Annotated in this window: 5 protein-coding genes and 1 pseudogene; 5 read left to right on the top strand and 1 reads right to left on the bottom strand. The window is 55.3% G+C overall.

Annotation, left to right across the window (positions count from 1 at the left end; all coding sequences use genetic code 11):
- The first annotated feature begins 583 nt into the window (after window positions 1–583).
- From QZ329_RS14210 to nspC, 5 genes are read left to right on the top strand one after another with little or no spacing between them, the layout of a single operon-like run.
- Window positions 584–2,044, top strand: a complete 1,461-nt coding sequence (locus QZ329_RS14210) for an aminotransferase class I/II-fold pyridoxal phosphate-dependent enzyme (RefSeq protein WP_295753662.1) — start codon at window positions 584–586, stop codon at window positions 2,042–2,044.
- Between the two features lie 15 nt (window positions 2,045–2,059).
- A complete protein-coding gene (gene speE / locus QZ329_RS14205; protein ID WP_295753661.1) occupies window positions 2,060–2,914 on the top strand; it encodes a polyamine aminopropyltransferase in 855 nt (284 codons plus the stop codon).
- 3 nt (window positions 2,915–2,917) lie between these two features.
- On the top strand, window positions 2,918–3,784 hold the full coding sequence (gene speB / locus QZ329_RS14200) for an agmatinase (RefSeq protein WP_295753660.1): 867 nt from the start codon (window positions 2,918–2,920) through the stop codon (window positions 3,782–3,784).
- 18 nt (window positions 3,785–3,802) lie between these two features.
- Window positions 3,803–5,062, top strand: a complete 1,260-nt coding sequence (locus QZ329_RS14195) for a saccharopine dehydrogenase family protein (RefSeq protein ID WP_295753659.1) — start codon at window positions 3,803–3,805, stop codon at window positions 5,060–5,062.
- Between the two features lie 14 nt (window positions 5,063–5,076).
- The gene (gene nspC, locus QZ329_RS14190; protein ID WP_295753658.1) at window positions 5,077–6,273 is read left to right on the top strand and encodes a carboxynorspermidine decarboxylase; all 1,197 of its coding nucleotides are present in this window, start codon (window positions 5,077–5,079) and stop codon (window positions 6,271–6,273) included.
- Between the two features lie 165 nt (window positions 6,274–6,438).
- On the opposite strand, the pseudogene QZ329_RS14185 reads toward nspC, so the two are convergent.
- Window positions 6,439–7,310, bottom strand: a pseudogene (locus QZ329_RS14185) (relaxase); the annotation flags it as partial.

Below are 7,310 nucleotides of genomic sequence, written 5' to 3'. Positions count from 1 at the left end.
TCCGGGCGCTGCGCGTAGATCAGCAGTTGCTCATCAAAACGGTATTTCTAAAGATATTGTCAAGGGGGAATGTGAGATTTTGTCCATCGTTACATTTTTGCAATAGAGTTTGCTCTGTATCTTGACAAGTAGTTTTCCGTATGTTAGGATAAAAACAGTTGAAGAGGTCTTTCCAGAGTCTTTTCACAGCAATTACTCGGACCACTCCTTTTGGAGTTAAGGCCATACGGACAGCCGGGTCCACTGCCGATTGGCAGCCTTGTGTTGCCTTATTGATTGAGTTAAAAGCTCAAATTTTATAAGTTGGTTACTTCATAACCGAAATGCGCTGTGTGCGCAGACTTGTGAAACGGTCAATAAGAGTAGTAAAAGTAGTATTGCTATATAGACTCTGATCTCTCCGTCTTATCTGAACTCCTTCTTTCCCCGTTTTCCCTCATTCTTTGTATTGTTTCCCGGTTGCGGATATTGGGTAGAAAACGGAAGGCTCGAAGTTTATCAGATGATTACCGCAAGCTGTGCAAAACGTGCAGCTTGCGGTTTTGTTTTTGCCAACATTCAGGAAGAAGGAGTGGGAAAGAAATTGAACAATCCTCAAGCGCATCCAAATCAAAGCCGTGCGCCCATTTATGAGGCGTTGGAAGCGTTCCGGCAAATGCGGGTGGTTCCATTCGACGTGCCGGGACACAAGCGAGGGCGGGGAAATCCCGAGCTAACCGCTTTCCTGGGTCAGCAGTGCGTGGGGGTGGATGTAAACAGCATGAAGCCCCTGGACAATCTCTGCCACCCGGTATCGGTGATCCGGGAGGCGGAAGAACTGGCGGCGGACGCCTTTGGCGCGGCCCAAGCTTTTCTCATGGTGGGCGGAACCACCAGCTCCGTACAGAGTATGGTACTGGCCACCTGCAAGCGTGGGGATGAAATCATCCTGCCTCGCAACGTCCATAAAAGCGTCATCAACGCACTGGTTCTGTGCGGCGCGGTTCCGGTGTATGTCAATCCGGAGGTGGATCAGCGCCTGGGCATCTCCCTGGGAATGCGGCGGAATCAGATTGCCAAAGCCATTGCCGAACATCCCAACGCCGTGGCTGTGCTGGTAAACAATCCGACCTATTACGGTGTTTGCAGCGACCTGCGGGCCATTGTCCGAATGGCCCATGAAGCCGGGATGCGCTGTTTGGCCGACGAGGCCCATGGGACGCATTTCTATTTTGGCGGCGGGCTTCCGATGTCCGCTATGGCGGCAGGAGCGGATATGGCCTCGGTATCCATGCACAAGAGCGGCGGCAGTCTGACCCAGTCCAGCCTGCTGCTGGTGGGACCCGACGTTCATGCGGGGTATGTCCGTCAAATCATCAATCTGACTCAGACCACTTCGGGCAGCTACCTCCTGATGTCCAGCCTGGACATCAGCCGCCGCAACCTGGCCCTGCGCGGCCGGAAGGTGTTTCACCAGGTGGCGGACATGGCCGAGTACGCCCGGCAGGAGATTAACATCGTGGGCGGCTACTATGCCTTTGGCCGAGAGCTGATGAACGGAGACTCCATATTCGACTTTGATACCACCAAACTCAGCGTCCACACGTTGGACATTGGACTGGCGGGCATTGAGGTGTATGACATCCTGCGTGATGAGTATGACATTCAAATCGAGTTTGGCGACATCGGCAACATTTTGGCCTATCTCTCGATAGGGGACAGGCCCCAGGAGGTGGAGCGGCTGGTCAGCGCCCTGGCTGAGATACGCCGGCGCTATCAGAAGGACCGGACGGGCCTTCTGAGCCAGGAATATGTGGAGCCGGAGGTAGTGTCCAGCCCCCAGGAGGCGTTCTATGCGGAGAAGGTCAGCCTCCCTCTGGCGGAGGCAAAGGGCAGGGTGTGCAGCGAGTTTGTCATGTGCTACCCGCCGGGAATACCTCTGCTGGCTCCCGGAGAACGGGTCACTGCGGAAATATTGGAGCATATCCGCTACGCAAAGGACAAGGGATGCAGCATGACCGGGCCGGAGGACCCGGATTTGGAGTATCTGAATGTTCTGGTATGATGAAAGGAGCAGCTTATGGAAATGTGGTTCAGCGAATTCCATACGCCGGATGTGAAGCACAGCATCCGGGTCGACCGGCATCTTTACTCCAAACAGAGTGACTATCAACGCATCGACATTTTCGAGACGCCGGAGTTTGGCCGGGTGCTGACCCTGGACGGCAACGTGATGCTGACGGAGCGGGACGAATTCATCTACGATGAGATGATCACCCATGTGCCCATGGCAGTGCATCCCGGCATCAAGGACATATTGGTCATCGGCGCGGGGGACGGCGGCGTGGTGCGGGAGCTGACCCGGTATGACCGGGTAGAGTGCATCGACTTGGTGGAGATGGACCCCCAGGTGGTGGAGGCCTGCCGGACCTATCTGCCCAGCAACGCCTGCCGGATGGACGACCGGCGGGTACATATCCACTTTGAGAATGCGCTGAAATTTATCCGGCGGCGGGAGACGGCCTACGACCTCATCATCGTAGACTCCACCGATCCCTTCGGCCCCTCCGAGGGGCTGTTCACCCGGGAGTTTTACGGAAGCTGCCACAATGCGCTGCGCGATGATGGGATCATGGTCAACCAGCAGGGCAGCCCCTTCTACGCCGAAGATGCCGAGGCCATGCAGCGCAGTCACAAGCGCATTGTCAACACCTTTCCAATCAGCCGGGTGTACCAGGCCCACATCCCCACTTATGCGGCGGGCTACTGGCTGTTCGGGTTTGCCAGCAAGAAATACCACCCAACCAACGATTTGGACACGGAGGCGTGGCGGAAGCTGAACCTGCACACGCGCTACTACACCCCCAAGCTCCATATTGGCGCGTTCTGCCTGCCCGCATTTTTGGAGGAGATGCTGCGGGAGGTGGAGGAATAGACCATGCTGAAACCAAATATCGAGAATTTTGTCGGCTGTGACTGCAAATATGACCGGGCGCGAATCGTCCTCTATGGTGCGCCCTTCGACTCTACTACCAGTTTCCGGCCCGGCGCACGGTTTGGTCCCGCCGCTATGCGGCACGAGAGCTTCGGGCTGGAAACCTACAGTCCCTACCAGAATGCCGATTTAACGGACTGTGCTGTATTCGACAGCGGAGACATAGAACTGTGCTTCGGCAGCGCGGAGACGGCACTGGCGGATATTGAAAACCGTGCCGCCGGTATATTGCGGGACGGGAAATTTCCTCTGCTGCTGGGTGGCGAGCATCTGGTCACACTGGGGGCGGTGCGGACGATGGTGAAGCAGTATCCGGACCTCCACATCGTCCATTTCGATGCCCACGCCGATCTGCGGGATGACTATCTGGGGGCAAAGCTGTCCCATGCCTGCGTCCTGCGGCGCTGTCATGAACTGCTGGGAGATGGATGTATCCACCAGTTTTGCATCCGCAGCGGAGAACGGGATGAGTTCCAATTTGCCAAAGAACACACAGATCTGCATTTCTTTTCCTTTGACGGACTGGAAGAAACCGTTTCTGCCCTGCGAGAGCGGGAAACGCCCGTCTATCTCACCGTTGATCTGGATTGTCTGGACCCCTCCACCTTTCCCGGAACGGGTACGCCGGAGGCGGGCGGCGTTCGTTTTCTTCAGCTGCTGGCGGCCATCCAGACGGTTTGCACCGCCCATGTGGTGGGAGCTGATGTCAACGAACTGGCCCCTATGCTGGACACCAGCGGCGTATCTACCGCCACTGCTTGTAAGGTACTGCGGGAATTGATCCTCGCTTTATATAAAAACCAATTTTGATAAAGGAGATTACCCAACATGAGCAAAGTTCTTGTTATTGGCTGCGGCGGTGTCGCGTCCGTTGCTATCCACAAATGCTGTCAGGTCAGCGAGGTGTTTAGCGAACTGTGCATTGCCAGCCGCACGAAATCCAAGTGCGACAAGTTGGCCGCAGAGCTGGCGCCAAAGACCGCTACCAAAATCACCACCGCCCAGGTGGATGCGGATGATGTGCGGCAGGTCATTGACCTCATCCGCGCATACAAACCCGATCTGGTGATGAACATCGCCCTGCCCTATCAGGACCTGACCATTATGGATGCCTGTCTGGCCTGCGGGGTCAACTACATGGACACCGCAAACTACGAGCCGGAGGACACAGATGATCCGGAATGGCGGGCCATTTATGAAAAGCGGTGCAAGGAGGCAGGCTTCTCCGCCTACTTCGACTACAGTTGGCAGTGGGCCTACCGGAAGAAATTCGAGGAAGCGGGTCTGACGGCGTTGCTGGGCTGCGGCTTCGATCCCGGCGTGACCCAAGCCTACTGCGCCTATGCCAAGAAGCATGAGTTTGATGCCATTGACACCATAGACATTCTGGACTGCAACGGCGGCGACCACGGCTACGCCTTTGCCACCAACTTCAACCCGGAGGTCAATCTGCGGGAGGTTTCCGCTCCCGGAAGCTATTGGGAGGACGGACACTGGGTGGAAATCCCCCCTATGAGCATCAAGCGGGAATACGACTTCGACCAGGTGGGCCGCAAGGATATGTACCTGCTCCACCACGAGGAGATTGAGAGTCTGGCTCTGAATATTCCGGAGGTACAGCGCATCCGCTTCTTTATGACCTTTGGACAGAGCTACCTGGATCATATGCGCTGCCTGGAGAATGTGGGGATGCTGTCCACCAGCCCGGTGGAATTTGAGGGACAGCAGATCGTACCGATCAAGTTTCTGAAAGCTCTGCTGCCCGATCCGGCCAGCTTGGGTCCCCGGACAAAGGGAAAAACCAACATCGGCTGCATCTTTACCGGCAAGAAAGACGGTCAAGACAAGACCTATTACATCTACAATGTCTGCGACCACCAGGAGTGCTTCCGGGAGGTGGGCAGTCAGGCCATCAGCTATACCACCGGCGTACCCGCCATGTGCGGTGCGCTGATGCTGCTGACCGGGAAATGGAGCAAGCCGGGAGTCTACACGGTGGAGGAGTTCGATCCTGATCCCTTCCTGACTGCGCTGGATAAGTACGGTCTGCCCAGGAGCGAGAGCCGGACGCCGGTCCTGGTGGATTGATGGAAAATTGCGGTATGAAAGAAAGCCGCCCAGCCTTCACGGGCCTGGGCGGTTTGTCCCCGCAAGAACTGTTTGGCGAACTGCCCACACCATGCTACATCCTGGATGATGCCATGCTCCTCCGGAACGGTGAAATTTTGGCGGGAGTAGCGGAGCGCACCGGCTGTAAAATTTTGCTGGCGCAGAAAGCGTTTTCTAATTACAGCCTGTATCCTGTTCTGGCTCCCTATCTGGCTGGGACAGAGGCCAGCGGGCTGTATGAGGCCCGGTTAGGCCGGGAGGAAATGCCGGGAAAAGAAGTCCATGTTTTCTGCGGAGCATATCGGGCGGATGAATTTGAGGAACTACTGGAATATGCGGATCATATCGTGTTCAACTCCCCGCGTCAGCTGGAGCGGTTCGGTCCCCTCGCCAGAGATGCCGGAAAAAGCATCGGTCTGCGCATCAATCCGGAGTGTTCTACTCAGGAAGGACATGCCATCTATGATCCCTGCGCTCCCGGCAGCCGCTTGGGAACTACCCGCACTCAATGGGACGCAGGGATTACACCGCAGCTGCTGGCCCTTTTGGACGGCTTACATTTCCATACCCTTTGTGAGCAAGATGCTGACGCATTGGATGTCACGCTGAGAGCTGTAGAGGAGCGGTTCGGCGATGTGCTTCCCAAGATGAAATGGCTCAACTTCGGCGGCGGGCATCATATCACCCGTCCGGGATATGATATTCCCCGGTTGGAACGGTGCGTCAATGCGGCACAGGAAAAATGGGATGTTCAAGTCTATTTGGAACCGGGGGAAGCCTGCGCGTTGAATGCGGGCTATCTTGCGGCCAGAGTGCTGGACGTGCTGCAAAACGGCGAAATACAGATTGCCATATTAGACGCCAGCGCAGCCTGCCATATGCCGGATGTTTTGGAGATGCCTTACCGTCCGCCGCTGTATGGCGCGGGAAAACCGGAGGCGCTGCCGCACGCCTTCCGCCTGGGCGGGCCTACCTGTCTTGCCGGGGACATTATCGGAGATTACAGTTTCGCCGCGCCGTTGCGGGAGGGCGATCTTCTCCTGTTTGGCGATATGGCGATCTATACCACCTGTAAGAACAATACGTTCAATGGTATGCCACTGCCAGACATATTTGTCTTACATGACAGCGGAAAACTGCAACGTCTGCGAACCTTTGGATATGCGGATTTCAAACAACGCTTGGGTTGATAAAATTAAGACTTTTTAGTAGTGGCAAGCAATGCGCCGGTATATACCGACACGTGCTTGTTGGTGGCTGATCGCCCCCAAACCCCTGTAAGGACCGACGCATTTGCGCCGGTCCTTTTAAGCCGCCTCCGGCGTCTGCTGTTACCCGCAGGGAGAGAAAAATCATCATCGCGCCCCCTGCTGGCGGTTGCGATTTTTCTCTTTTTCGGTCACGCCCAAAATCCTCTCCACGTTGTTTTTGGCAGTGAGAAGTTCTATCATTTTTGCCTTGGCCTGCTTGTATTCTGGATACCGCTTTTTGTTCTCGGCATACAAGGTGGCATACTCCTGTTTCAGCGATTGTATGGACGGCAGCTTCGTCAAACCGAGGGAATTAAAATAACGCTTCGCCTCTTTACAATCTTCAATCTCTCTGCTATGCTGTTCGTAGAACTTGGCCTGTTTCCAGCCTGTCAGTTTTCGGTATTGGGTATAGACCTCGCGGGTCTTGGAGTACGTTCCAATGTGCCGTTGCAGTTCGGAAATGTCTTTCATTCTTTGTTCAGCGGCTTTCATCTGGTCGCCCAAATCGTTGAATTTCTGCGCCGCCGCATCACAGGCTTTCTCCAATTCTCCAAAATCAGTCAGACCCTTTTCCTGCAAGTAGATGACCGTCTTTGCCATCTCTTTGAGGTTGAAGATTTTTGCCCACCGCTCGAATCCGGGAGAGTTGGCCTGCTGCATTTTAGCTTGAATATCAATGAGCAAATTAGGCTTGGACTTCACCGTTGACTTTGCTCTGGGTGCGACAATCCTCTTGCCGGAAATTCGCTCTATAATCGCCGCTTCGGTGTAATCGTCACCAAGAGAATCACAGCGGACGAACCTCTTGCCATTTGGAATTTTGAACGCAAGATGTTTGCCCTGTTTTACTTCCACGCCCGCCACTTTCATAGCGGCGAGGAAGCTGTCAAAATCCTTGCAGCCTTGATCGAGGGCGGTGTCGATCAAGCCCTCCAACTGGCCCCGGACGGTAGGCGGCTTATCCTCCCCCAACC

It is taken from the genome of uncultured Oscillibacter sp. (assembly GCF_910579365.1).
Classification (GTDB): Bacteria; Bacillota; Clostridia; order Oscillospirales; family Oscillospiraceae; genus Oscillibacter.
Note: the sequence above shows the minus strand (reverse complement) of the source record. Positions and strands in the feature narration are given on the sequence as shown.

What these genes read in the sequence shown, in the direction of transcription:
- speE (WP_295753661.1), top strand. Translation starts at nt 2,060, where the DNA reads ATGGAAATGTGGTTCAGCGAATTCCATACGCCGGATGTGAAGCACAGC.
- speB (WP_295753660.1), top strand. Translation starts at nt 2,918, where the DNA reads ATGCTGAAACCAAATATCGAGAATTTTGTCGGCTGTGACTGCAAATAT.
- QZ329_RS14195 (WP_295753659.1), top strand. Translation starts at nt 3,803, where the DNA reads ATGAGCAAAGTTCTTGTTATTGGCTGCGGCGGTGTCGCGTCCGTTGCT.
- nspC (WP_295753658.1), top strand. Translation starts at nt 5,077, where the DNA reads ATGAAAGAAAGCCGCCCAGCCTTCACGGGCCTGGGCGGTTTGTCCCCG.